The organism is Sphingomonas nostoxanthinifaciens, from assembly GCF_019930585.1.
GTDB classification, from domain to species: domain Bacteria; phylum Pseudomonadota; class Alphaproteobacteria; order Sphingomonadales; family Sphingomonadaceae; genus Sphingomonas_I; species Sphingomonas_I nostoxanthinifaciens.
Genome location: NZ_CP082839.1, coordinates 1,552,177 through 1,574,784 on the forward strand (window position 1 = coordinate 1,552,177; position 22,608 = coordinate 1,574,784).

The following is a 22,608-nucleotide window of genomic DNA, read 5'->3' on the forward strand; positions in this document are numbered from 1 at the left end:
GATACAGATGCCAGAATTCAAGGACCCTGGATTTCAGCAGCGGCAAGAGGCGGCTGCGCGTGCAAAGGAAGCGGCGCTCGCCAAGCTTCGTGCAAAGCCCCCGGTAGACCCGGCGATCCTGGCGGAACGGACCGCCCTGCGGCTGGCTCGCGAGGCAGCCGAAGAAGAGAAGCGCGCCGCTGCCCGGCGGGCGAAGGAAGAAGCCGCGGAGGCGAAGCGCGCACAGGCGCTGCAGGCCGCCGCCGAGGCAGAAGCCGCCGCTGCGGCCGAGGCCGAGGCCGCTGCGCAGGCAAAGGCGGCAGCCGCTGCCCGGAAGGCCGACGAGAAGAAGAACTGGACCGAAGAAGACCGCAAGGCCGCCCGCGACGCCCGCTATGCGGCGCGCAAGGCACGCAAGACGCGAAGATAAGGCGGTCCGAACAACGCCGGGCGTCGTGCCCGGCCCCCTCCCGATCGAAATAGGACGATGCATGGCCCGGCTGACTAAAAAGGCGCAGGCGCCAGATCGTTTCGGTATTCGCTTGTCGGGCCGCAGCCCTGCGGGAGCTGCGGCTTGACCGTCGCCGGTCTCGCATCGGCCGTGGTCGAAGAGGAGGATCGGTCCTCGGGCGTTCTGGTCGACAGCGGCGATATTCCCGGCGGCGGTCGGCTTTACCTCGTCCAACACGGCGACGATTACGAAATCCTGCTCGGCGACGAGCAGCTCATGGGAAGCTGGGCAAGCCGATCGGAAGAGGCGCTGGCCACGTTGGTCTGCGACCGTCTCGACGGCCATGCACCCCGCATCCTGATCGGTGGTCTCGGCATGGGCTTCACGCTCGCCGCGGCACGCTCCGCGCTGCCGTCTGATGCGACGATCGTCGTGGCGGAGCTCGTGCCCGCGATCGTCGGCTGGGCGCGCGGCCCATTGGCGCACATCGTCGGCGACTCGCTCGAAGACCCGCGCGTCTCGATCGCGATGCGCGATGTCCACGACGTGATCGTCGATGAGCGTGCCGGGTTCGATGCGATCCTGCTCGATGTCGATAACGGCCCCGACGGGCTCGTTACCGCCGCCAACGAACGTCTGTACTGCAATTGGGGATTGCGCGCTGCCAGGGCCGCGCTTCGCCCGGGCGGAACGCTGGCGGTATGGTCTGCTTATGCCGACGACACGTTTTCGGATCGGCTGCGGACTGCGGGCTTTTCGGTCGAGGAAATCAACGTGGATTCGGACGGAACCGGGAAAGAGCCCCCGCATGTGATCTGGCTTGCCACCGCTCAGGCGCCGTCGGACTTAGACAACTGAGCGGGCAGTAAACGGCAGGAGCAAACATGTCCTATCCGGCAGTCTTGGGGATCCACCTCGTGGCTGTGCTGCTCTTCCTGTCCTGCTTCTTCATGACGGCGTTTCTACGGCGCCTCACCAGCGACGCACCCCTACCGTCCCCGAATACCCAGGAGTTGCAACGCCTTCGCAGGCTGAATGCGTTCGTCGCGACGCCGGCGCTGGCCGGTGTCTGGGCCGCGGGCATTTCGCTGGCGATCCAGGGCGGATGGTTCGTGATGGGCTGGCTTCAGATCAAGCTCGCGCTGGTGCTCCTGATATCCGCAATGCACGTCTACCAAGTGGTGGCGCTTCGTCGGCAGGCCGCAGGCCACGCGGCCGGTGGCGACGCGAGGTTCCTTCTGCCAGTCTCGCTGCTGCTGGCCGTTGCGGTCGTCGGCCTCGTCGTGACCAAGCCGTTCTAGGTGCGGCGGCGGGGTCTCAACCCGTCTTCCCCAATACGTCGTGCGGAAAACCGGCGGCGAGATGATCGATGAGCGCGCGGACGGCCGGTGGCAGGCCGCGCCGTGTCGTGAAGACCAGGTGCACGATTCCCTGCAGCCCGCGCCATGCCGGCAGCACGCGCACCAGCCGACCCGCCTCCAGCGCCTCGATGCACACATGATCGGGCAGGATCGCCACGCCGAGCCCGTCGATCGCTGCATGGCGAACAGCCGCCATATCCTCGCAGCCCAGCCGTGGGGCGACGCGCACGACATGGGTGCGGCCGTCCTCCGCCTCCAGATGCCATTCGAGATCGTCTGCCGCATCGTTGGTCGCCAGGGCGGGGTGTTGCGCCAATTGCTCGACGCTGGCGATCTGGCTGGCGAGCCTGGGGGTGGCGACGAGGATGCGGGTCGATCGCCCGAGCGAGCGCATCGTCAGCGCGGCATCGCTGGTGAGGCTTCCGCGGACCCGTAGCGCGAGATCGATCCGCTCCTCGATCAGATCGACCGCACGATCGGTCGCCACGAGCTGCAGCCGCACCTTGGAATAACGATCGAGGAATGACGCGATCAGCCCGGAGATCGGCTCGATCATTCCGGTGGGACAGCTGAAGCGGATGCGGCCATGGGGTTCGGCCTGCGCCTGCAAGACCAGCGCCTCGGCCTGCTCGGCCTCCGACAACATCGCACGGCATCGATCGTAGAAAGCCTGGCCGGTGTCGGTCACGCGGAAGCGCCGGCTCGACCGCTCGATCAGCCGCAATCCCAAGCGTTCCTCCAGACCGGCGATGCGCCGGCTGAGCTTCGACTTGGGCTCGCGCAGGGCGCGCCCGGCCGCCGCGAAGCCGCCGTGCGCGACCACATCGGCGAAATAGGCATAATCGTTGAGGTCGATCCGCACAGCGTTCCTCCAGTAGAACGCTAAGTGCCATATCTGCCTTCTACACGCATCATCGTTCTCACTGCATCTATGCGTGGCACCGGCGCTCCGCCGGTTGGAGACAGACGATGACGGACAGGTTCAGCAACAAGGTGGTGGTGGTGACCGGCGGTACGAGCGGCATCGGCCTCGCCACCGCCAAGGCGTTCGCGGCCGAAGGCGCGTCGGTATTCATCACGGGGCGCCGGCAGGAAACGCTCGACGCGGCGTTGAAGCAGATTGGCGGGCGAGTGACGGGCGTGCGCGGCGACATGGCACAGCTGGCCGACATCGACCGGCTGTACGACGCGGTCCAGCAGCAGCACGCCCAGATCGACGTCGTCTTCGCCAACGCCGGCGGCGGCGAGATGATGCCGCTCGGCGCGATCACCGAAGCGCATTATCAGAGCATCTTCGACACCAATGTGAAGGGTGTGCTGTTCACCGTGCAGAAGGCGCTGCCGCTGCTGAAGGACGGCGCCTCGGTGATCCTCACCGGCTCGACCACCAGCATCTCGGGCACGCCGGCATTCAGCGTTTATTCGGCGACCAAGGCGGCGGTGCGCAACTTCGCGCGCAACTGGATCCTCGATCTCAAGGATCGGCACATCCGCGTGAACACGATCAGCCCGGGCGTCACCGATACGGCGGGCCTGAACGAACTGTTCGGTGGCGGCGAGCAGGCGCAGGGCACCAAGGATTATCTGGCCAGCCTGATCCCCGCGGGCCGCGTCGGCCAGCCCGAAGAGATCGCCAAGGCGGTGCTGTTCCTCGCATCGGACGAAGCCAGCTTCGTCAACGGCGTCGAGCTCTTCGCCGACGGCGGCCAGGCGCAAATCTGAGGCCGTCGAAAAACAAACCGCGCGCCGCATCCATAGCGGCGCGCGGTTTTCGCATTCCACGTTTACGGATCAGGGGCGATCGACAAGGTCCGCATTTTCGTCGCGCAGATGCCCACCATAGCCAGCCGCCGCGCTGGCGATGAAGGCACCCAGTAGCATCGACAGCGCGGTGAAGAAGCCCAATGCCGACGAGGCCTTGCGTGCCTTGTCGGCAGCCTCGCGGATCGAGGTGACTGCGGCATCGACGCGCTGTTGCGCTTCGGGTGCCGAAAGCCCGGTTTGTGCCGCCACCTGGCTTGCCAGATAGCTCTTGTCGCCAGCCTGCAGATCGTTGCCGCGGGTCAGCAGCCGGGCGATCTCCGCGCGAACTGCGCCCGCCGAAGCATCGGTATTCGGGCGGATGGTGCGGAGCAGCGTGTCGGTCGCGTAATTGACCGTGCTCGCGGCCGCGGTCGAACCGGCGCCGACCGCCTGTGCCGCGACGCTCAACGCCACGCCGGCGACGATTGCCGTCGCGATCGCCCAGGCGAGCAGGCCATGTGCGGTATCCCGAAACAACACCTCGTGCGTGTGGACGCCGGTCCATCGCGTGCGCAGTCGCCCGGTGATGTAGCCGGCCAAAGCGGACGAGAGCCACTGGGTCACGATCAGCCAGATCCCGGCACCGACCGCGAACGTCGTCGCGGTCGACCCGCCGCCCGGCCAAGGCGAAGCGGCGGCGAAGCCGAGGCCCGAGCCCAGCGCGACGAGGATCAGCGTCGTTCCGATCGCGACGGCCGCACCCGCGAAGATCGCAGGCCAGCTCACGGCGGAGCGCGCCGCCTCCGTCACGCCCAACGAGCGGTTTGGATCACCGTTGAAAGTGGTTGCCATTGCCCGTCCTTCTCAATGCCAGAGCAGGATCAGGAGCAGAATGATCGGAATCGGAATTCCCAGCAGCCAAAGCAGGATCGGCATGTCCACCTCCACATTTATAGCCATGATCGTGGTTTGCTCCACGAACTGGCTGCTAAACGGATCGAGATCGTTCTTGATCCATAACAAGCAGGGGGATCGATGCCCGGTCGAGCAGGGCGCGTCAGCCAGCGGGCAGAGCCGCAAGCCGTTCTGCCAATGCAGCGACGAGCTGCCGGAACTCCACCGGCTTCTGCAGGCGCGGAACATCGGCGAACGCCGCCGGAACGGCTGCCTGATCGTAGCCCGTGACGAAGACGAACGGCACCCCGCGTGCCCGGAGTTCGCCCGCCAGCGCGAACGATCGGTCGCCGTTCAGGTTGATGTCGAGCACCGCGCCCGTAAGCGGCACGTGGGCGATGATGGCGCGCGCCGCACTTTCGCACGGGCACGGGCCGATGATATCGGCCCCCGCACCGCGCAGCGCGCGAGCGGCGTCGTTCGCCAGATAGTAATCGTCCTCGACGATCAGGATGCTCTGGCCGTCCAGATCGACTGCACCGGACATGTCGATCGATCCTCCGAATACGTTGACGGGCTGCGGCGCGTCGGTTTCTAGAATGCTCGCGCCGCCCTTGAGCGGGAATTCCAAGTGGCATTGCGCGCCGCCTGGATCGATCGTGAGTCTGCCGCGCCCGCTCAACTCGTAGGGAATGCGACTTTCGATAAGCTCGCTTCCGAAGCCGCTTCGCCGTGGACCGGGCTGAAACGGACGAGCCGGGGCGCCGGTTTCATTCCAGTCGAAGCTGAGCCAGGGCCTGTCGTCCTTTTCGACGACCTTCCAGCACACCGTCACTCTGCCGTCCGTGTCCGAAAGCGCGCCATATTTCAGCGCGTTGGTCGCCAGCTCATGCACGGCGAGCGTCATCGTCTCGGCGGCCTTGGGTGCCAGCACGATATCGGGGCCGCTCGCAAAGAACTGGTCGGCATGGGCTGCCTGCGCACTCAATTCCTCCTGCACGATCGTGGCGATCCCGACACCGGCATTGGCGTTCCGGGTCAGCAACGCCTGGACACGGGCGAGCGTGAGCAGCCGGGCCGACAGGATCTCCGCATAATCGTCGATGCTGTCGGCGCCCTTTGCGGTGCGCACGACGATCGAGCGGATGATCGCCATGATGTTGCGCACGCGATGCTGCAGTTCGGCGAGCAGGACGCTCTGATGCTCGGTCAGCAACTTCTGTCCGGTGACGTCGTCGGCGATGCCGCCGATCCGCTGCACATGCCCCTCGCCATACAGCGGGAAGTCCGTGTTGCGGATCCAGCGGAAGCTCCCGTCGGCCGGACGTTGGATGCGGAACTCGTAGACCACGGACTCGCCGCGTCGCGCCCGTTCGATATGCTCCAGCGCGGTGGCGCGATCCTCGGGCACGATCATGGCGGCCCATCGCGTGATATCGCCGAGGATCGCGCCGGTCTCGACCCCGTAGATCTTGCCGATGGCCGAGCTGGCATATTCCATGACGAGCGTCGAGGCGTCGCGGATCCAGAGGCCGCCCGACGAAGCGTTGGCGAACTGCGTGAAACGCTCCTCGCTGGCGCGCAGCGCCGCCTCGGCATGGGCGCGCTCGACCGCGGCCCAGATGCGCTCGGCCACCTCGCGTAACAGTTCGATCTCGTCGTCGGTCCAGACGCGGGGCCGCGCCTCCGTCACGCACAACGCGCCGACCAGCCGGTCGGCCTTGATGAGCGGCGCACCCATGCAGGCGATCACTTGGATCGCCGCGGATGCGGGCCGATCGGCGGCGGGAACCAGCGGCGATGTCTGCGTGTCGGCGACGACCTGGCATATGCCGCGCCGGACCACGTCGATGAACCAGCCATAATCCGCGAGACGATGTTCCCCAGCCAGCGATTGCGAGCCGGCACGCACGAAGTCCCGTTTGACGCGGGTTACGCCTGCATCTTCGTCGACCTCGAAATAATAAGCTCGATCCACGCGCAGATGCTCGGCCAGCAGGCGGCAGGCGGTGCCCTCGATATCCACGGGGTCCACCAGCGGGCGGAGCGCATCGCTGAACTCCAGCAGGAAGGCCTGCCGCTCCTCGCTTTCCCGGAGTGCGGCCTGGAACCGTTTCTGCTCGGTGACGTCGGCATGCGCGCCAACGAGGCGCAACGCCGTTCCGTTCTCGTCGCGCTCGATCTCCGCGCGGACGCGGATATTCCGCGTCGCGCCATCGGAGGGCCGGATGATCCGATATTCGTTATCGTAGATCGTTCCTCGTCCCTCCAGAGCCTCGATCAGGGCCTGCTCGGCCCGGACCCGATCGTCGGGATGGACGCGCTCGCGCCATTGCTCGAGCGTTTCCTCTCCATAATCCGGTGGCAGGCCGTGCAGGCGGAGATATTCGGGCGAACGGCGGCCCCGCAGCCCGTCGAGCACATCGATGTCGAGCCCGCCGAGATCACCGATGCGCTGCACGCGCGCAAGATCGGCGTCCCGCTCGCGGAGCGCCGCCTCGATGCGTTTGCGGTCCGTGATGTCCCGGACGAAGCAGATGATTTGCGGGTCGCCCGACGCGGGATGCCGCGTCGGCAGCGCATGCTCCTCCCGCCAGCCGATTTCGCCCGTGTCCGGACGGATCACCCGAAGCTCGGTATGCCAGCCGGTGCCGTTGCGACCGGCAGCCTCGACCAACGCTTGATGCTGGGCCCGGTCGTCCGGATGGATCAGCGCGACGCGATCGGCTTCGCTGTCATTCAGCCCGCTACGCTCGTTTGGAGACGTCGATTCGGTGATGCGGGCGGCGACCGGATCCCACACCCAAAAGTTCAAGCCGCCCGCCTTCAGCGCCAATTGCAATCGTTCCTCGCTGATGGCCTGTGAAGCCAGCGCCTCGCTCAAGGACTTTTCGGCCCGATCCAGGCGGCGCTGAAGATCTTCCGAGGATATTCCGTCGATCATCGCGCGACGGTACACTGTCATTGATGTTTTGTAACTTGCTCAGGTCATTAGACGAAAGTGCCGGTCTCAATGAGGCGTGGCATCGGATCGATGCAGGAAAGCGGCGCAGGCGAGATCCTGTACGATAGAGCCGAGCGATTTGTAGATCGTCACCTCGGCTGATGTTCGGCGACCTGCCGCAGTGCCGGAATAGACCGTGCCGATCTCCGGCAGGACGTGGCTGTCGTCGACGAGGCCGTTTTCCCGCGCGCGCAGGAACTCGGCGCCCTGCGCCAGCACGCCGTCGCGATGATCGGGGAAGAAGCGCGCGCGACGGACCAACGCGCCGTCGATCTCGACCGGCCCGGCGCGGCTGGAGCCGACGACGTTGACGTGCGCGCCGTCGGGCACGTCCCGGTCGAACAGGATCGGCTCGGCCGACGCGGTCGTCGTGCAGATGATATCCGCTTCGCCAGCAGCCTCTGCTGCCGTCGCGGCGACGGTGACACGAATGCCCAATGCAGCGGACAATCGATCGGCGAGGTTGTGCGCCTTCTCGCCCGATCGTCCCCAGATCGTTACGCTGCTCAGCGTGCGGACGTGGCGGATCGCCAAAGCATGCTGCCAAGCCTGCTCGCCCGTGCCGAGGATTGCCAGCCGGTGCGCGTCGGTGCGCGCGAGCGCGTCGGTCGCCGCCGCCGAGGCGCAGGCAGTGCGGATCGCCGTCACCTCGCCCGCATCGACCACGCACACCGGCGCGCCCGATGCGCGATCGAACAGCAGGATCACGCCCTGATGCGAGCGGCCGCCGGGCGCATCGGGAAAGACGCTCACCACCTTTGCGCCGAAGCCGGCATCGTCCATCGCCCCCGGCATCACGCCGAACGCGTCGCCGCCGCCGAGATCGACGATGCCGCGCAGCAGCTGGCGGGTGCGCCCCTGCGCCAGCGCGATCATCGCCGCGCGCATCAGGGCGATGCAGGTCGCGTGATCCAGCCTGCGCGCGACCTCGTCTGCGTCGATCACGCGCATCGGCTCAGGCGCCCCAGATCGCTTCGGCGTAGCGGACGAAGTTGAGGCCCATGATCTTCTCGATCCGGCGCGGCGTATAGCCTTTGGCCTTGAGCAGGCGTGCGAGCGTGCGGAACTGGTCGGGCCCGCGCAGGTCGACCGCGAACGGATAGGTATCGGGCCGCTCGCCCGCCGCGTTGATGCCCGCCGCCCGCCGCGCGGCGATCTCCTTCGCCAGCGCCGCTTCATAGACGTGCAGGTCGTCGATCTGCGTCACCGTGCCGTCGGTGCCGATGCCGACATGATCCTCGCCACACACGGCCACGGCATGATCGATATGCGCCACCACGTCCGCGGCATGGGCGTGGCCCGACAGGTTGAGGAACGGCATGAAGTAGATGCCGACAAAGCCGCCGCGCTCCGCCACGAGGCGCAATTCGGCGTCGGTCTTGTTGCGCGGCAGGTCGACCAGCGCACGGCAACCGGTGTGGTTGATCGAGATCGGCATGCGCGAGATTCGTGCCGCCTCGAGGCAGGTCTGCTCACCGCTATGCGATAGGTCGACCATCAGCCGCCGGTCGTTGAGGCGGGCGACGACCTCGCGCCCGAATGGGGTGAGCCCGCGATTGCCGGGCGCCATCGCGCCATCGCCAATCTGGTTGGCCGGATTGTAGGTGAGCTGGACGATGCGCAGGCCGAGATCGGCGAAGATGTCGACGCGCGACACGTCCTGCCCCAGCATCGCGCCGTTCTGCACGCCGTAGATCAGGCCGATGCGCCGCTCCGCCTTGGCGCGGCGCAGGTCGGCGGCGGACAGGATCTTGGTGACGTCGCGGGCATGGTCGCGCACGATCCGGTCGGTCGCGGCGATGCCGCGCACGGTCGCCTCGAACGGATCCTTGGGGCCGGAAACATAGCCGAGCGTGACGTTGACCGCGGTCAGCCCCGAGGCGTGCGCCTCCGCCAGCACGCGCGGCGTAAGCTCGGGCACGAGATCGTCGGCATGGCCGTTGGGGTCGCCCAGCCCACCAAGCGCATTGATGACGATCCAGTCGCCGATCGGGTCGGTGGGCGTGGCGCCCAGCGCGCGGCCCGCGGCCACGGCGCCCGCGCCGACGGTGAGCGCCATCATCCCGCGCCGGTCAATTATCGTCATCCGCCTTCATCTCCTCGCGCGTGATTGGTCGATAGTCGCGCCGCCAATAGGGCCGGCCGCGCTTGACGGTGAGGTCGACCGTCCGGATCGCGCCGATGTCGGCGGTAGGATCGGCGGTCAGCACTGCGAAATTGGCAAGCTTGCCCGGCTCCAGCGATCCCGTGTCGCGCGCCTGCCCGGCGGCCGTCGCGCCGACGAGCGTGGCCGAGTGGATCACCTGCAGCGGCGGCAAGCCGACGTCGCGAGCGAGGAACTCCAGCTCGTCGTCCACCTCGGGCCACGCATGGTCGCGGGCGGCCACGCTGTCGGTGCCGGTCGCGATCGGTACGCCCGCGCGCCACGCCTGCTGGGTCAGGCGGATCACCGCCGCGCCGGTGCAGCGCAGCGGCCGCCGCTCGGGATGCGCGCGGCGCCCGGCGTCGGCGCGCACGAACAGGCTACCGGTCGCATCGAGGATCGTGCCGTGCGCGATCATCGCGCGATACAGGCCGGCGGTCACGGGATCGTCGCCGGACGGTGCGAGCCGCGCCTCGTGGACCGGGGTGTGGTCCTCGTAGGCGGCGAGCATCACCGGCTCGACCTGATAAGCGAGGTAGCAGACGTGACTCACCGTATCGACGCCCGCCGCGATCACGTCGGCCGGGCGGGTCGGGAACACCGCGCTGTGCGCCCACACCAGCATGTGCTGGCGATGCGCCTCGGCGGTGATCGTCGCCACCAGATGCGGCGGCAGATCGGCGTAGATCTTGATCGCCGCGGCGGAGGTTCCGCGCGCCAGCGTGATCGCGGTGTGGAGATCGGTGGCGTCGTCGATCGCCTGCGCCCACGGCGCCGAGCCCGGCGTGACGCCCAGGCTGATCGCGCCGATGCGCGGATCCTTGAAGAAAGGCGGCCCGGCCATCACCGCGGCGTAGACGATGTCGGGCGCGGCGATGTCGCCCGCCAGCGCGGCGCGCGCCAGCTCGGCCACGGGGCGCAGATCGTCGGCCATGTCGCGCACGGTGGTGACCCCGCCGTACAGATCACGCCGCAGCACCGCCTCGGCGCGCGCGCGGTCGGGCGGGGTGGCGAGGTGGACGTGCGAGTCGATCAGGCCCGGAATCACGAAGCGCCCCGCAAGGCTGACCGTCACGGCGCCAGCCGTCCCGCCGAGGCTGCCGCGCGGCCCGATCGCGACGATCCGCTGCCCCCGCACCAGCATATCCTGATGCGCGCGTGCCGGCGCGCCGGTGCCGTCGATGATGGTGGCGTCGGTGTAAAGTGTCAGTGGCGCCGGCCTGTCCGGCGGAGCGGCGGCGGCGAGCGTCGCCGCGCCGGCCATCGCCAGCGCGACCCGGCGCGCCGTCGAACGCACGGTCACTTCGCGCCGAGCGTGCCGCCGGCGGCAACCGCCTCCAACCGGCGCCGCGCCTCGGCGAAGCGCGCCTTGATGCTCGCGCCCGCCTCGCCGGGATAGCCCTCGGCCAGCTTGCGATCGGCCACGTTCATCCAGCGCAGCAGGTCGCCTGCCGCGGCGCGCGCCGTCGCCGGATCGGTGCTGCCGACATGGCCGAGCCACACCGGCGCAGTGTGCGCGAAAGGATAGCTGTCCTGTGTCGGCCAGCGCGATGCGCCGCCGCTCACCCGTGCCGCCACCCAGCCGCCGGCGGGAACGGTGATCCGCCCGGTATAATGCTTGTGGCCCGGTGCGACGAGGCCGGGCGCCTGCCACACGACCTTGCCGTTCACGAGCAATTCGGCCTTCTCGACCGCGGTCGGCGACCACAGATCGAGCGTCCAGTCGATCGCTTGGTGGCCCTGCGGCACCACCTCGCCCGGCGCCTTGCCGTCGGAGCTGAACTCGATCATCGGCCCGGTCGAGACGAAGCTCCGCCCCTTGCGCAGCGCGTCGAGGAAGCTCGCCATGCTCAGCGCGCCCTCGGGCTTGGCGTAGACACGCGTCGTGCCGATCGCGAGCATGCGGTGGAGATTGTGCATCGTATCGGTGCCGGCGGTCGGCGTGATCGGCAGGCCGAGATCAAGCAGGCGATACCACGCCTCGCTCGACCCCAGTTCGTCGCTCCACAGGCAGGCGACCTCGATCGCGTCGACGTCGCCCAGCACCGCATCGGGCACCAGCTCCAGCGGCAGGCCGGTGGGCTCGCCGCCGGCGGGGAAAGGATCGCGCGTCATCGTCGGATGGACGTAGGTGTTGAGCCCGCCATGATCGCGCGCGAAGCGCAGCGCCGCGGCGTTGGCCAGATCGAGCTGGCCGTAGACCGGATAGCCCGGCCCGTAATACCACGGCGTATAAGGCGCGTCGGCCGCCAGCACACCGACATGCCCGAGGAAGTGCGAGCGCACCTCCTGCGAGAAGCGGATCAGCGGCGGGGTGCTGCGCTGCCAGCCCCAATAATCGGTGTCGACGAAGGTGGTCTGCAGATTGGCGAGCTGCGGCGTCGCGACGTCGAGCGCCTCGGCCCGCATCGGCAGGACGAGATCGTCCGGCTTGAGCTGGAACGGCCCGCCATAATTGAGATGGCTGTGGAGATCGCCCGAATACCAGCCGCGTGCCGCCGCGTCGAAGCCGGTGGTGGGGATGTCGACGTTGATCGTCACCGCCTCGCCCGCGCGCACCGGCCGCGCAATTTCCGCCGCGCCGTCGAAGCCGTGGCTGGCGAGGATGTGGACCGTCCCTGCCGGCACCTCCAGCGTCACCGCGCCGGGCGTGTAGAAATAGACGCGGCCCTGCTGCCCGTCGAAATGGGTGAGGCCGCTGTCGGGCGCGCCAGGGTGGCCCGCGCCGTCGAGCACCGACAGCCGCGCCGGCACCAGCGTCCCGCCCTCGCGCGTGCGGATGGTGACGTGCGCGGTGCGCTCGTTGCCGCTCCAGCTGACCGGGCGCAATTCCTCGGCCACGCCGCCGGTGGCGGGCACGTGATCGAGGCGGAAATCCTGCCGGTCGTCGGGATGCACGAACCAGATCGCGCCCGCGCGGCTCCATGCGGGGGTGAGCGGATAGGCAATTTCGGGCGCCAATCGGATCGGCTCGCCGCTGACGGCATCCATCACGAGCAACTGGGTCTTGTCGCCGAGAGGAACGACCGCGGCGATGCTGCGCCCGTCCGGTGCCGCGGCGATGCGCAATTGCGGCGCGAGGCCGGCGGTGCGCAATGTGCGGAGCGATCCGTCGACCAGCGACAGCGTGCGGATCGCATCGCCGGTGCGGCTCTTCTGGACGAAGGCGAGCGCGCGGCCGCCATCGATCGGCTGCGGGTTCAGCTCCTGTCCGGCGATCGTAGTCAGCCGCGTCGTCGCGCTGCTCGCCAGATCGAGCCGCCACAGATCGAGATCGCCCGCCGCCGCCGAGCTGTAGAACAGGCTCTTGCCGTCGGGGCTGAACGCCGGATCGAGATCGAGCGCGGGGGTATCGACCAACAGCCGCTCGCGGCCGCTCGCCACGTCGATCGCCATGATGCGCGTGTCGTGGTCGTTATCGCGAACGAACGCGATCTGGCGGGAATCGGGCGACCATGCGGGGCGTGAATCGACGTCGCCGCTGCTCGTCAGCCGCCGCGCCTCGCCGGTGCGCGTGTCGATCAGCCACAGCCAGCCGCGCGCCGCCACGGCGACGAAGCGGTCGTCAGGCGAAGGCGCCGGATCGGTCGGGCTGGTCGAAAAGGTGGGGAGTTCGTAGCCCTCCAGATAGACGTCGTGCGCCATGCCCGCGATCTTCGGATAGCGGTGCGTCCATTGCGCCAGCGCCGGCGCGGCGAGTGCCGCGCCGGTGGCGAGCAGAGAGAGCAGGCGCACGGAGGTGCTGCGCATCGGCGGAGGAGCCCTTTATCAGTGATTTCCTCCGTTGTTCACGACCCCGCACGTGCTGTCCATCGGCTTGTGACGGATCAGGAACGAGCGTTCCGTCGTCAGCCCTCTCGCGCCTTGGCGGCGAATGCGTTGACCTTGAGCAACGTGTCTTCGAACCGGCCCTCGGCTTCGGCGAAGCGCAGGAAGTGGACCTGCTTCACCAAGATTTCGCGCGGGGTCGGCTGCTGCGCGAGCAGGCCCATCACCTCGTCGATGAAATCGTCGAGCGGCAGATAGCCTTCGCGGCTTTCCTGCCCCGGCGTGAGCCCGGTCTGCACTGCCGGCGGCGCAAGCTCGATCACCTCGACCCGATCCTTGAGAACCTCGCGCAGCGCGACCGTATAGGAATGGATCGCGGCCTTGGTCGCATTGTAGGTCGGCGTGCTGGTCAGCGGCACGAAGGCGAGGCCCGACGTGACGTTGACGATCGCCGCGTCGGGCTGGCCGACGAGATGGTCGATCAGCGCGTTGGTCAGGCGGATCGGGCCGAGCAGGTTGGTGGTGATCGTCGCCTCGGCATCGGCGAGGTCACGGCGCGCGTCGAGCGCCTCGAAGCGCATGATGCCGGCATTGTTGACCAGCACGTTGAGGCCGGGATGTTCGGCGATCAGCCATTGGGCGAAGGCGTCGATCGCCTCGGCGCTTTCCACGTCGAGCGCCATCGCATGCATGTTCGGACGGCCTGCGATCGTGCGCTGCAGCGCCTCCTGCCGCCGGCCAGCGACGATCACGACATTGCCCTGATCGTGCAGGCGATGCGCGAGCGCCTCGCCGATGCCCGAGCCGCCGCCGGTGATCAGGATGGTGTTGCCGGTCTGCTTCATCTGAATGCTCCCAGAGGTTGAGGCCGCCTATTTATCGCGTCACGCACCGATGGTAAGAAGGCACCGAATATATCCATACTTACCTGAAAGAGAGCGTCGCCATGTCGAGCCTGCCGTTCAGCGAAGCGACGATCCGCAAGGCGCGCCGTATTGCCGAGACGATCCCGCCCACCGACTGCGATCCGAAGGTGGAGGCGCTGGTGAACGACCTGATCGGGCAGGTCGCGGACAAGTGGACGATGCTGATCCTCGAGGTGCTGGAGGAGCAGGGCGAGCAGCGTTTCACCCAGCTTGCACGACAGGTGAGCGGGATCAGCCAGAAGATGCTGACGCAGACGTTGCGCCGAATGGAGCGGGACGGATTGGTGACGCGCACCGTCCACGCCGTGGTGCCGCCGCGCGTCGACTACCGCCTGACCGAACTGGGTGCGAGCCTCGGCGCTGCGTTTTGCGGCGTCTGGATCTGGGCGGAGGCGAACCTCGCGCGGGTGGAGGATTCGCGCAAGACGTTCGACGCGGGGTGATGGCTATCGGCAGGTAGCCGGCTCAGGCGGGCGCCTGCGCTGCACCGCCCTGGATCCGGGCGCGCGCCGACATGAACGGACCCTCCGGCTGTCGTGCGGGCGCGAATAGCTGGAGGCCGACCGGGTCGGGCATGGCGACGTACAGCGCTTCGATGCCGCCCCGCGCGTGATAGGTTTCGTGCCAGAAGCCGGCGCCGGCCGAGAGTTCGCGGACGCTTCGCCACCAATCGGCGTGCGGCTCGCTGCGCGTGAACTGCTCCAGCGCGTCGAGATCGCGCCAATACTGGCGGAAGCCGAAATGCGACAGGCTGAACATCATGCCTTCGTGCGCCAGCAGGCCTTCGGGCCGTTCGCGCGAGATCCCGTTCAGGCCTGGGCCGATCCGCCGCAAGGCGCGCAGGCCGCGCCATCCCCGGGTCCGGAAGCCGAGCATGATCATGACGAGATCGGGGTAATCCGATAGGTCGACCGACTGGCGGTTGATGGCGGCTTGCATATTCGGTCTCCACGCTGCTTACGATGTAAACATAGTCAAGTGAGTGTACGCTGTAAACATGCCCGACGAAATTATTCCCGACCTGCGCGCGCGCCTGATGGCCGCGGCGCTGGCCGCGCTGGAGCGGGGCGAGGATGTGGGATTACGGGCGGTGGCGCGCGATGCGGGCGTGTCGGCGATGGCGCCCTATCGCCATTTCCGCGACAAGGCCGCCTTGCTGGCGGCGGTGGCGATGCGCGGCTTCGACGATCTTCGCACCGTCCTGCTCGCGGCCGACGCCACACCGGATGCGCGCGATGCGCTGCTGGCACAGGGCGAGGCCTATCTCGCTTTCGCGCGCGCGCGCCCGGCTTTGTTCCGGCTGATGTTCGCGGGTCACGATGGCGGACCGCCGCCGGTCGAGGACAATGCCTATGGCGTGATGGTGCGGCGGATCAAACAACTCGCGCCGGTCGATCTGGAGGCGGCGACGCTCGCCTGCTGGTCGGCGGTTCATGGCATGGCGACGCTCGCACTCGACGGCGGCCTTCCGGCCGGCGGCTCGCCGCACGAACGGACCGCGCTCAAGCTGATCGTCGCGGGGCTGGCCAGTCCGGCGTGCCTTATTGATCCGACGCCGTGACGGTACGGCGCGATGTCGGCCGGGTGCCGAGCTGGTCCAGCGCCTCGGCATTGCCGCGCCCCCATTCGTAGAGCAGTTCGATCGGCTCGACGAAGCGCTCCCCGAGCGGCGTCAGGCGATATTCGACCGCGGGCGGGACGCTGTTCTGCACAATGCGGGTGACGAGGCCGCTGGCCTCCATCTCGCGCAAGGTCTGCGTCAGCATCTTCTTGGAGATGCCCGGCACGCTTCGATGCAGCACGCCGGTGCGCGCCGCGCCGTCGTGGCGGGCATGGAGGACGTGCAGGATCATGCTCGTCCACTTGGTCGCGAACAGTTCGAGTACGCGCCGCGGCGCGCAATCCTCGCGCCAGTCGTCATCGGAAGAAAATGCGGTCATGCTGGTTACCTGAAGGTGCCTATGTCCCTGAACGGTGCCGTCTAGAACCGCGCGCGTCGGCTGACTAGTTGGGGCATCTGACAGCAAGGAAGAAGCGGCATGGCCGGTACGGCATTGGTAGTGGGTGCAAGCGGCATCGTCGGCGGTGCCACCGCGAGGTTGCTCCGGCAGGAAGGCTGGACTGTTCACGGCCTCGCGCGGCGTCCGGTGGCGCAGGCCGGCGTCGCGCCTGTCGCTGCCGATCTTCAGGATGCACAGGCGACCGCGGCCGCGTTGGCGGGGCTGCGGCCCGATGCCGTCTTCATCACCACATGGCTGCGGCAGGACAGCGAGGCGGAGAATATCCGCGTCAATTCCGCGATGGTCCGCAATCTGCTTGACGGGCTGCGCAGCGCCGGCGCGCCGCCACGCCACGTCGCGCTGGTGACGGGGCTGAAACATTATCTCGGACCGTTCGAGGCCTATGGAAAGGGCGCGCTGCCGCAGACCCCGTTTCGCGAAGAGCAGGGCCGGCTCGACGTCGACAATTTCTATTATGCGCAGGAGGATGAGGTCTTCGCCGCCGCCGCGCGCGACGGCTTCACCTGGAGCGTGCATCGCCCGCACACCGTGATCGGCAAGGCGGTCGGCAATGCGATGAATATGGGCACGACGCTCGCCGTCTATGCCACGCTCTGCCGCGAGACCGGCCGCCCCTTCCGTTTCCCGGGCTCGCCCGCGCAGTGGGACGGGCTGACCGACATGACCGACGCCGCATTGCTCGCCCGCCATCTGCTGTGGGCGACCGAGACGCCGGCGGCCGCGAACGAGGCGTTCAACGTCGTCAATGGCGACGTCTTCCGCTGGAAGTGGATGTGGGGGCGGATCGCCGACTGGTTCGGGCTGGAGCCCGCACCGTTCGACGGCACGATCGTGCCGCTCGAGCAGCAGATGGCGGATGACGCACCGATCTGGCGGCGTATCGCCGAACGCGACGGGCTGGCGGAGGTCGATCTCGGGCGTCTTGCCTCGCCCTGGCACACCGACGCCGATCTCGGCCGGCCGATCGAGGTCGTGACCGACATGGGGAAAAGCCGCCGGATGGGCTTCACCGCCTACCAGCCGACCGACGATGCCTTCATCCGCCTGTTCGAGCAGCTGCGCGCGGAGCGGCTCATTCCCTAGCGGCCGCCCATCTGATCTTCCTTCGCGACGGGATCGGACACTCCGATCGACGGTTGTCGGCGCATGAGAAGCATGCATCTGTTCCTGCGCAATCGCTCGATCGCCGAACTGACCGATGCCGAACGCGACGGGCTGGAACAGGCGATCAGCGAACGGCGGCACGTGCCCGCGCGGGTGACGTTGGTCGATCGCGGCCAACGGCTCCGGTACAGCACGATGCTGATCTCGGGCTTCATGATCCGCTATATCGACGATCTCGACGGGCATCGTCAGGTGGTGGCGTTCCACGTGCCGGGCGATTTCGTCGATCTGCACGGCTACCCGCTCCAGGTGCTGGATCATGCGGTGGCGACGCTCACCGAGGTCGAGATCGCGCTCGTTCCGCACGATGCCCTGAAGCGGTTGACCGAAGGCGACGCGGAGTTCGCCCGCAAGCTGTGGGCGTCCACCTTGCTCGACGCCGCCATCCATCGCGAGTGGCTGTTCCGGCTGGGTCGGCTCGGCGCGGTGGGTCGGGTGGCGCATTTCTTCGCGGAGACCAACGCCCGCTTATGTGCCATCGGACTGAGCGATGGGACGGCCTACGATCTCCGCATCACCCAGAACGACCTTTCCGAAATTACCGGCCTGACGAGCATTCACGTCAATCGCGTGCTCCGTATGCTGCGGGAAGAGGGGATTTGCGTCTTTCGGGGATCGCGCGTCGACATTCTCGATCGTTCGCGTCTCGAACGGCTCGGCCAGTTCGATCCTGCCTATCTGTATCTGAAGGATCCGCTCACGCCCTTCGAACCGATGCCGACCACTCGAAAGGAACATGCTGATGAGTGACCATAACCCCAATGACGGCCCGTTCGACACCGGCGGCAAGGCGGTCGCCGAGGAAGGCATCGTCCTCCTCGACGGGCCCGACGGCATCGCGATCTCGCTCACCCCCGATGCGGCGGAGGAGACGGGCAGCAGCCTGATCGAAGCCGCGCGGGCCGCACGCGATCAGGCGACGCCCGATCGCTGAACGGGAGGTGCGCCGAGGCGTGCCTCAACTGCGGATGAAGTCGAGCAGATCGCGATTGATGACGTCGGCGTGGGTCGTCGGCATTCCGTGCGGCAGGCCGGGATAGGAGATCAGCCGGCCCCCCTTGAGCAGCTTGACCGATCGCGCCCCGGTGGTGGGGAACGGGCAGATCTGGTCGTCCTCGCCGTGCATCACCAGCACCGGAACCTCGATCGCCGCGAGATCGTCGTAGAATTCGGTTTCGGACAACACCCGCACACATTCCCATTGGGCGATGGCGGCGCCCATCATGCCCTGTCGCCACCAATTGTCGCGGATGCCCTGCGACACGGCCGCGCCCTCGCGATTGAAGCCGTAGAACGGGATCGTGATGTCCTGATAGAATTGCGCGCGATGATAGGCGGTGCCGTCGCGTATGCCGTCGACCACCGATTTGGGGACGCCATCGGGATTGCGTTCGGACTGCATGAAGGTCGGCGGAATCGCGCTGATGAGGACGGCCTTGGCGACGCGTCCCTTTCCGTAGGTCGCGACATAGCGTGTCACCTCGCCGCCGCCGGTCGAATGGCCGATGTGGATGGCATTGGTCAGGCCCAGCTTCTCGACCACCGCGAAGGCGTCGGCGGCGTAGGTGTCCATGTCATGCCCGTCCGCCGTCTGGCTCGACCGGCCGTGGCCGCGGCGATCATGCGCGATCACGCGATAGCCCTGCGCGAGAAAGAACATCAGCTGGCTGTCCCAATCGTCCGCGCTCAGCGGCCAGCCGTGATGGAAGAACAGGGGCTGGGCCTCCTTTGGCCCCCAATCCTTGTAGAAGATTTCGGTGCCGTCGGCGGTCGTGATCGTCGCCATCGTCTGCGCCTCTCAATCAATCGGGAGGAACGGCTTCCATCCCTTCATCGTCGATGTGGCCGGGCGACGGCAGCGCGGCGAGGTAACGGAGCGCCGCCATGCTCGGCAGGAAGAAATAGTCGCCGCCGACCATCTGGATGTAAGTCTCCACATCCACCCGGCGGCGCAGCACGCCGTCGCGCACCGTCATCGTACCCTTCGGGCCGAGCAAGGGATCGGTTTCGTCGTACAGGGTCGCGAAATTGTGGTTGAGCAGCCACGTCTGCTGCACGAACTCGAACTGCCGCCCGATGTCGGTATTGAGGCAGATGAACAGCAGGCCGCGATCGACCCCGTCGTCGGTGCGCGGATCGGCGATGGTCGTGCCATATTTGCGCCCGCGCCGCAGGATGCGGTGGTTGTTCGCCGCCTGCAGCAGCGTTTCCTTCTGGCTCTTGTCGGGTGCGAGGCCGTCGCGCGGATTGGCGCGGCGGACGTGCGAGCCGACCGGGCAGCCATGGCCGTGCCGGTCGCGATCGAAGAAGCCGAATGCATTGTCGCCGCTCGCCACCAGCGTGCCCTTGGGGCAGAGCAAGGCACCGTCCTGATCGCGCCCGACCGCGCGCTCGGCCAGCCAATCGGCGGTGACATGCGCGGAATTGGTGGGATCGCGCTGGCGGATATGATCGGCGCCCGCATCCAGCGAATTCCAGAAGGCGGCGACATTCTGCTTTAGTTCGCGCACGACGATGTAGCTGCCCTCGAAACCCAGATCGAGAAAGCCGTCTGCCAGCGGATGCGGGCGCAGGCCGGCATCGGCCGCTTTCTCGAGCGGGGGCGCCATCGGGGTTGGTGGCAGTTCGTGATGGCTGTTGACGAAGCCCAGCAGCACGTCGCCCAGCGGGATGCCGTGCATCGTGTCTTTGTCGGGCGGAACGACCGCCGCGGCATCGAACGGCACCGGCTGCGAAACGCCGTCGGCAAAGCCAAAATGCTCGCGGGCGATGCCTTTTTCGTCGAGGCGCAGAAACAGCGGCAGGGTGTGGACGATCGCGATCTGGTGCGCGGTCAGCATCGCCTCGACCTCGGCAGCCCATTGCTCCACCTTGTCCTCGGTCGCGTCGTAGAGCAGCAGCAGCGCGTGGACGGTCAGCGCCGTCGTGATCGGCTCCTCCTGATGTCCGGTCGCCGTCTTGGCCTTGTGCGCGACACCGGCGGCGCTTTTCATCGGCCCGCGCTGGGCTGTGTTGGCGCTCCAGCGCGGGCCATCGGGAATGACGGTTTCCTGCCATTCGCCGTTGCGGCGGTCGCCGAGGCGGCGGAGGCGATCCTCCTGCATCATGCCTTCGCGAAACGGAGCGGCGAAGCTGTCGAGCGCGGCATGCGCCAGCCCCATCTTCGTAAGGCCGGCATGCGCGAAGGCGAGTGCGGTGGCGCGCGCCTCCTTGCCGCCCGCATTGGTGACCGGCGCGATCGTCTCCAGCGCCGCCAGCCACGCGCCGCTGCCGATTCCCTCCCACTGAAAGTCCAGCATCAGCGCCCGGCCCGTGGGGAGGTCCGCGAAGCCGCTGACAACCAGGCCCTGCGTCGCGGCGTCGTGCGGCGGCGCAAGCTTCCAGCTGCCGGTCACAGGTCGTCGATCCATGCGGCGGCTTCCTTCGGCGTGAGCTTCGGCTTGCGCAGGGCGTTGGCGATGCGGTTGTTGCGCTCGACCTGATCGACCGTGAGATCGGGATAGGCGCTGTACCAGAAGCGGCTCACCGTCATCGAATGGCGCGCCCAGTTCTTGAAGCGCGTCCCGTAGCTCGCGCCATCCGCGATCAGATAGCGCGTCGGGGGGAAGCCGACGCCGCAGCCCCACGCGAGCGTCAGGCCGACATGCGCCTTCTCGATGAAGTCATCGAGATAGCTTTCCCAGCTCTGGTCGAAATTACTGAAGAACATCAGCCGGCCGCCATTGTTGACGAACGCCCAGTGCGCGAAATGGACGGTGCGCATGCTGCCGAGATAGCCGTCGCGCCCGCTCGTGGGGATGGCGCGCAGCGCGAGATGCAGTGCGTGATGGCCGGCATGCACGATCAGCGTGCGCAGCGCGCCGGGCTTCAGCAATACGATCGAGCCCATGTGGTTTTGCGGGATCCAGTCCTCGCGCTGCACCATCTGGCGCAGCAATTCGGGATCGATCGGCGGTGCGTCGTGCGAGGAATCGCGTCGTTCGAGATAGCGGACCCAGAAGAGGATGATCCCGAGCGAGACGATCACCCCCGCAACGCCCGCCAAAACGAACAGAAGCGCGATGTGGCTTGGGCTTGCCAGCGGCGTGGCCGTGCCGAACGCGCGGATCGCGATGGCGAACAGCGCTGCGCACAGGCCGGGTACTGCCAGCACCAGCAGCGCCGCGGCGACGAAGCCGATCAGTCGCAGCCAGTCGACGATCGTCTCGCCGAGCGAGACACGAACCGGCGCTTTTTCGTCCAGCCACGCGAACCTGCCGATCATGGCGTCGCGCAGGCGGGCATGAACCGCATCGGCCTCGATGCCGCGATAAGGATTGGCGCTGCCGCCCTGCGCGGTTGCCAGTTCGTCGCGGATCGCGAGGAACAGCCCGCGTTCGGCGACGATGCGATCACGCGTCATTCCGCGATTGCCCATGTGGAACACGCTCGGCTGCGCGGTGCGGGCTTCCATATAGGGCGCGATGGCCGCGTTCGAGCCTGGGGCTGTCACGGCGGCGAACAGCGCGCCGGTTTCGTCGAGCGGCTGCTTGCAGCAGCTCAGCATCGCACGCAGATCCGCGCCGATCGCCGTTTCGAGATCCTGCCAGAACGGGCTTGGGGCGCCATCGAAATTGGCCTCCAGCACGAATACCGGGTCATATTCGGCGCTCGGGAAAAGGTTCATCGACAGGAAGTGCACGGCGGGCACCGCCTGCATGAACCAGCCATAATCGGATTGGGTCGGGCCGCCTTTGCCAGCGCGATCGTGCAGCGCATCGATCAGGCCGGATAGCCTGACCGCGCTTTCCGGCTTCACCTCCAGCGTAACGGACAGGACCGTTTGGCGCACTGCTTCCCCTCCGAGCAACGTACCGTTCGCATCAGGCCGAGTTATTTATATCGCTGATGCTGGCAACTGCTTCGCATCCGCAATCGTAACCTGTCAATGGGCCGTGACAGTTACAGTCTCGCGATGATGTTTTGCCCTGATTTACATTAGGATTGAATATCGTGCGCGAAGCAATTTAGTTCTGTCATGTGGCACTGTTTAATCATGCTTTTCATGGGGATGCTGTCCGGCACCGCACCGTATCAGCGGATGTAGCCGGCGTCCCTCAGCCCACGCGTTCTGATCCTTTGCCGTCCAGCGCGCGTTTGCATTCCGGCCGAACC

Annotated in this window: 23 protein-coding genes; 9 read left to right on the forward strand and 14 right to left on the reverse strand. The window is 67.3% G+C overall.

The features are described 5' to 3' along the window. The first annotated feature begins 7 nt into the window (after positions 1–7). From K8P63_RS07425 to K8P63_RS07435, 3 genes are all read left to right on the forward strand, one after another. A complete protein-coding gene (locus K8P63_RS07425) occupies positions 8–409 on the forward strand; it encodes a DUF6481 family protein (protein ID WP_223799181.1) in 402 nt (133 codons plus the stop codon). 144 nt (positions 410–553) lie between these two features. Next, the gene (locus tag K8P63_RS07430; RefSeq protein WP_223799182.1) at positions 554–1,288 is read left to right on the forward strand and encodes a spermidine synthase family protein; all 735 of its coding nucleotides are present in this window, start codon (positions 554–556) and stop codon (positions 1,286–1,288) included. 26 nt (positions 1,289–1,314) lie between these two features. Next, positions 1,315–1,731, forward strand: coding sequence for a CopD family protein (locus tag K8P63_RS07435; protein WP_223799183.1), 417 nt, complete (start codon positions 1,315–1,317; stop codon positions 1,729–1,731). A 16-nt stretch (positions 1,732–1,747) separates the two neighbouring features. On the opposite strand, the gene K8P63_RS07440 is transcribed toward K8P63_RS07435, so the two are convergent. Further along, positions 1,748–2,653 carry a LysR family transcriptional regulator gene (locus tag K8P63_RS07440; protein WP_223799184.1) on the reverse strand — a complete coding sequence of 302 codons (906 nt, stop codon included), beginning with the start codon at positions 2,651–2,653 and terminating at the stop codon, positions 1,748–1,750. Positions 2,654–2,760: 107 nt separating this feature from the next. Here K8P63_RS07440 and K8P63_RS07445 point away from each other — a divergent pair, with 107 nt between their 5' ends. After that, a complete protein-coding gene (locus K8P63_RS07445) occupies positions 2,761–3,513 on the forward strand; it encodes an SDR family NAD(P)-dependent oxidoreductase (RefSeq protein ID WP_223799185.1) in 753 nt (250 codons plus the stop codon). Positions 3,514–3,582: 69 nt separating this feature from the next. On the opposite strand, the gene K8P63_RS07450 is transcribed toward K8P63_RS07445, so the two are convergent. The 8 genes from K8P63_RS07450 to K8P63_RS07485 form a co-directional block, all read right to left on the reverse strand. Beyond that, a complete protein-coding gene (locus K8P63_RS07450; protein WP_223799186.1) occupies positions 3,583–4,386 on the reverse strand; it encodes a hypothetical protein in 804 nt (267 codons plus the stop codon). A gap of 12 nt (positions 4,387–4,398) precedes the next feature. Next, positions 4,399–4,614, reverse strand: a complete 216-nt coding sequence (locus K8P63_RS07455; protein WP_223799187.1) for a hypothetical protein — start codon at positions 4,612–4,614, stop codon at positions 4,399–4,401. Continuing rightward, positions 4,592–7,312, reverse strand: coding sequence for a PAS domain-containing protein (locus K8P63_RS07460; protein WP_223799188.1), 2,721 nt, complete (start codon positions 7,310–7,312; stop codon positions 4,592–4,594). Before K8P63_RS07460 ends, K8P63_RS07455 begins: the two co-directional genes overlap by 23 nt. 126 nt (positions 7,313–7,438) lie before the next feature. After that, a complete protein-coding gene (locus tag K8P63_RS07465) occupies positions 7,439–8,383 on the reverse strand; it encodes an ornithine cyclodeaminase family protein (RefSeq protein ID WP_223799189.1) in 945 nt (314 codons plus the stop codon). Between the two features lie 4 nt (positions 8,384–8,387). Next, positions 8,388–9,518, reverse strand: coding sequence for a dipeptidase (locus tag K8P63_RS07470; RefSeq protein WP_223799190.1), 1,131 nt, complete (start codon positions 9,516–9,518; stop codon positions 8,388–8,390). Then, a complete protein-coding gene (locus K8P63_RS07475) occupies positions 9,505–10,839 on the reverse strand; it encodes an amidohydrolase family protein (protein ID WP_223799765.1) in 1,335 nt (444 codons plus the stop codon). The genes K8P63_RS07470 and K8P63_RS07475 overlap by 14 nt, the downstream gene beginning before the upstream one ends. Before the next feature lie 35 nt (positions 10,840–10,874). Then, on the reverse strand, positions 10,875–13,325 hold the full coding sequence (locus K8P63_RS07480; RefSeq protein WP_223799191.1) for a CehA/McbA family metallohydrolase: 2,451 nt from the start codon (positions 13,323–13,325) through the stop codon (positions 10,875–10,877). Positions 13,326–13,423: 98 nt separating this feature from the next. Beyond that, positions 13,424–14,188, reverse strand: a complete 765-nt coding sequence (locus tag K8P63_RS07485; RefSeq protein ID WP_223799192.1) for an SDR family oxidoreductase — start codon at positions 14,186–14,188, stop codon at positions 13,424–13,426. Between the two features lie 101 nt (positions 14,189–14,289). Here K8P63_RS07485 and K8P63_RS07490 point away from each other — a divergent pair, with 101 nt between their 5' ends. Then, a complete protein-coding gene (locus K8P63_RS07490; RefSeq protein WP_223799193.1) occupies positions 14,290–14,712 on the forward strand; it encodes a winged helix-turn-helix transcriptional regulator in 423 nt (140 codons plus the stop codon). A gap of 22 nt (positions 14,713–14,734) precedes the next feature. On the opposite strand, the gene K8P63_RS07495 is transcribed toward K8P63_RS07490, so the two are convergent. Next, positions 14,735–15,208 carry a monooxygenase family protein gene (locus K8P63_RS07495; protein WP_223799194.1) on the reverse strand — a complete coding sequence of 158 codons (474 nt, stop codon included), beginning with the start codon at positions 15,206–15,208 and terminating at the stop codon, positions 14,735–14,737. Between the two features lie 58 nt (positions 15,209–15,266). Between K8P63_RS07495 and K8P63_RS07500 the strand changes: the two genes are divergently transcribed. Then, a complete protein-coding gene (locus K8P63_RS07500) occupies positions 15,267–15,830 on the forward strand; it encodes a TetR/AcrR family transcriptional regulator (RefSeq protein WP_223799195.1) in 564 nt (187 codons plus the stop codon). Here the strand turns inward: K8P63_RS07500 and K8P63_RS07505 are convergent. Continuing rightward, complete coding sequence (locus K8P63_RS07505) at positions 15,811–16,209, reverse strand: winged helix-turn-helix transcriptional regulator (RefSeq protein WP_223799196.1); 399 nt, start codon at positions 16,207–16,209, stop codon at positions 15,811–15,813. The two genes, K8P63_RS07500 and K8P63_RS07505, sit on opposite strands and share 20 nt — an antisense overlap. Positions 16,210–16,308: 99 nt before the next feature. Between K8P63_RS07505 and K8P63_RS07510 the strand changes: the two genes are divergently transcribed. The 3 genes from K8P63_RS07510 (at position 16,309) to K8P63_RS07520 (ending at position 18,388) form a co-directional block, all read left to right on the forward strand. Further along, a complete protein-coding gene (locus K8P63_RS07510) occupies positions 16,309–17,373 on the forward strand; it encodes an SDR family oxidoreductase (RefSeq protein WP_223799197.1) in 1,065 nt (354 codons plus the stop codon). 63 nt (positions 17,374–17,436) lie between these two features. Then, on the forward strand, positions 17,437–18,204 hold the full coding sequence (locus K8P63_RS07515) for a Crp/Fnr family transcriptional regulator (RefSeq protein ID WP_317629359.1): 768 nt from the start codon (positions 17,437–17,439) through the stop codon (positions 18,202–18,204). Continuing rightward, on the forward strand, positions 18,197–18,388 hold the full coding sequence (locus K8P63_RS07520) for a hypothetical protein (RefSeq protein WP_223799198.1): 192 nt from the start codon (positions 18,197–18,199) through the stop codon (positions 18,386–18,388). The genes K8P63_RS07515 and K8P63_RS07520 overlap by 8 nt, the downstream gene beginning before the upstream one ends. 24 nt (positions 18,389–18,412) lie before the next feature. On the opposite strand, the gene K8P63_RS07525 is transcribed toward K8P63_RS07520, so the two are convergent. The 3 genes from K8P63_RS07525 to K8P63_RS07535 are packed head-to-tail and all read right to left on the reverse strand — an operon-like array spanning position 18,413 to position 22,285. Then, positions 18,413–19,240 (reverse strand): alpha/beta fold hydrolase, encoded by an 828-nt coding sequence (locus tag K8P63_RS07525; protein WP_223799199.1) that lies wholly within the window; start codon positions 19,238–19,240, stop codon positions 18,413–18,415. A gap of 16 nt (positions 19,241–19,256) precedes the next feature. Next, entirely contained in the window at positions 19,257–20,864 is a 1,608-nt protein-coding gene (locus K8P63_RS07530) for a Dyp-type peroxidase (RefSeq protein ID WP_223799200.1), read from the reverse strand. Then, entirely contained in the window at positions 20,846–22,285 is a 1,440-nt protein-coding gene (locus K8P63_RS07535) for a hypothetical protein (protein WP_223799201.1), read from the reverse strand. Before K8P63_RS07535 ends, K8P63_RS07530 begins: the two co-directional genes overlap by 19 nt. Positions 22,286–22,608: the final 323 nt, after the last annotated feature.

Coding starts and splice junctions, on each gene's coding strand:
- K8P63_RS07425 (WP_223799181.1), top strand. CDS start 8: ATGCCAGAATTCAAGGACCCTGGATTTCAGCAGCGGCAAGAGGCGGCT.
- K8P63_RS07435 (WP_223799183.1), top strand. CDS start 1,315: ATGTCCTATCCGGCAGTCTTGGGGATCCACCTCGTGGCTGTGCTGCTC.
- K8P63_RS07445 (WP_223799185.1), top strand. CDS start 2,761: ATGACGGACAGGTTCAGCAACAAGGTGGTGGTGGTGACCGGCGGTACG.
- K8P63_RS07450 (WP_223799186.1), bottom strand. CDS start 4,386: ATGGCAACCACTTTCAACGGTGATCCAAACCGCTCGTTGGGCGTGACG.
- K8P63_RS07465 (WP_223799189.1), bottom strand. CDS start 8,383: ATGCGCGTGATCGACGCAGACGAGGTCGCGCGCAGGCTGGATCACGCG.
- K8P63_RS07470 (WP_223799190.1), bottom strand. CDS start 9,518: ATGACGATAATTGACCGGCGCGGGATGATGGCGCTCACCGTCGGCGCG.
- K8P63_RS07475 (WP_223799765.1), bottom strand. CDS start 10,839: ATGGCCGGCGCGGCGACGCTCGCCGCCGCCGCTCCGCCGGACAGGCCG.
- K8P63_RS07480 (WP_223799191.1), bottom strand. CDS start 13,325: ATGCGCAGCACCTCCGTGCGCCTGCTCTCTCTGCTCGCCACCGGCGCG.
- K8P63_RS07485 (WP_223799192.1), bottom strand. CDS start 14,188: ATGAAGCAGACCGGCAACACCATCCTGATCACCGGCGGCGGCTCGGGC.
- K8P63_RS07490 (WP_223799193.1), top strand. CDS start 14,290: ATGTCGAGCCTGCCGTTCAGCGAAGCGACGATCCGCAAGGCGCGCCGT.
- K8P63_RS07495 (WP_223799194.1), bottom strand. CDS start 15,208: ATGCAAGCCGCCATCAACCGCCAGTCGGTCGACCTATCGGATTACCCC.
- K8P63_RS07500 (WP_223799195.1), top strand. CDS start 15,267: ATGCCCGACGAAATTATTCCCGACCTGCGCGCGCGCCTGATGGCCGCG.
- K8P63_RS07505 (WP_223799196.1), bottom strand. CDS start 16,209: ATGACCGCATTTTCTTCCGATGACGACTGGCGCGAGGATTGCGCGCCG.
- K8P63_RS07510 (WP_223799197.1), top strand. CDS start 16,309: ATGGCCGGTACGGCATTGGTAGTGGGTGCAAGCGGCATCGTCGGCGGT.
- K8P63_RS07515 (WP_317629359.1), top strand. CDS start 17,437: ATGAGAAGCATGCATCTGTTCCTGCGCAATCGCTCGATCGCCGAACTG.
- K8P63_RS07520 (WP_223799198.1), top strand. CDS start 18,197: ATGAGTGACCATAACCCCAATGACGGCCCGTTCGACACCGGCGGCAAG.
- K8P63_RS07525 (WP_223799199.1), bottom strand. CDS start 19,240: ATGGCGACGATCACGACCGCCGACGGCACCGAAATCTTCTACAAGGAT.
- K8P63_RS07530 (WP_223799200.1), bottom strand. CDS start 20,864: ATGGATCGACGACCTGTGACCGGCAGCTGGAAGCTTGCGCCGCCGCAC.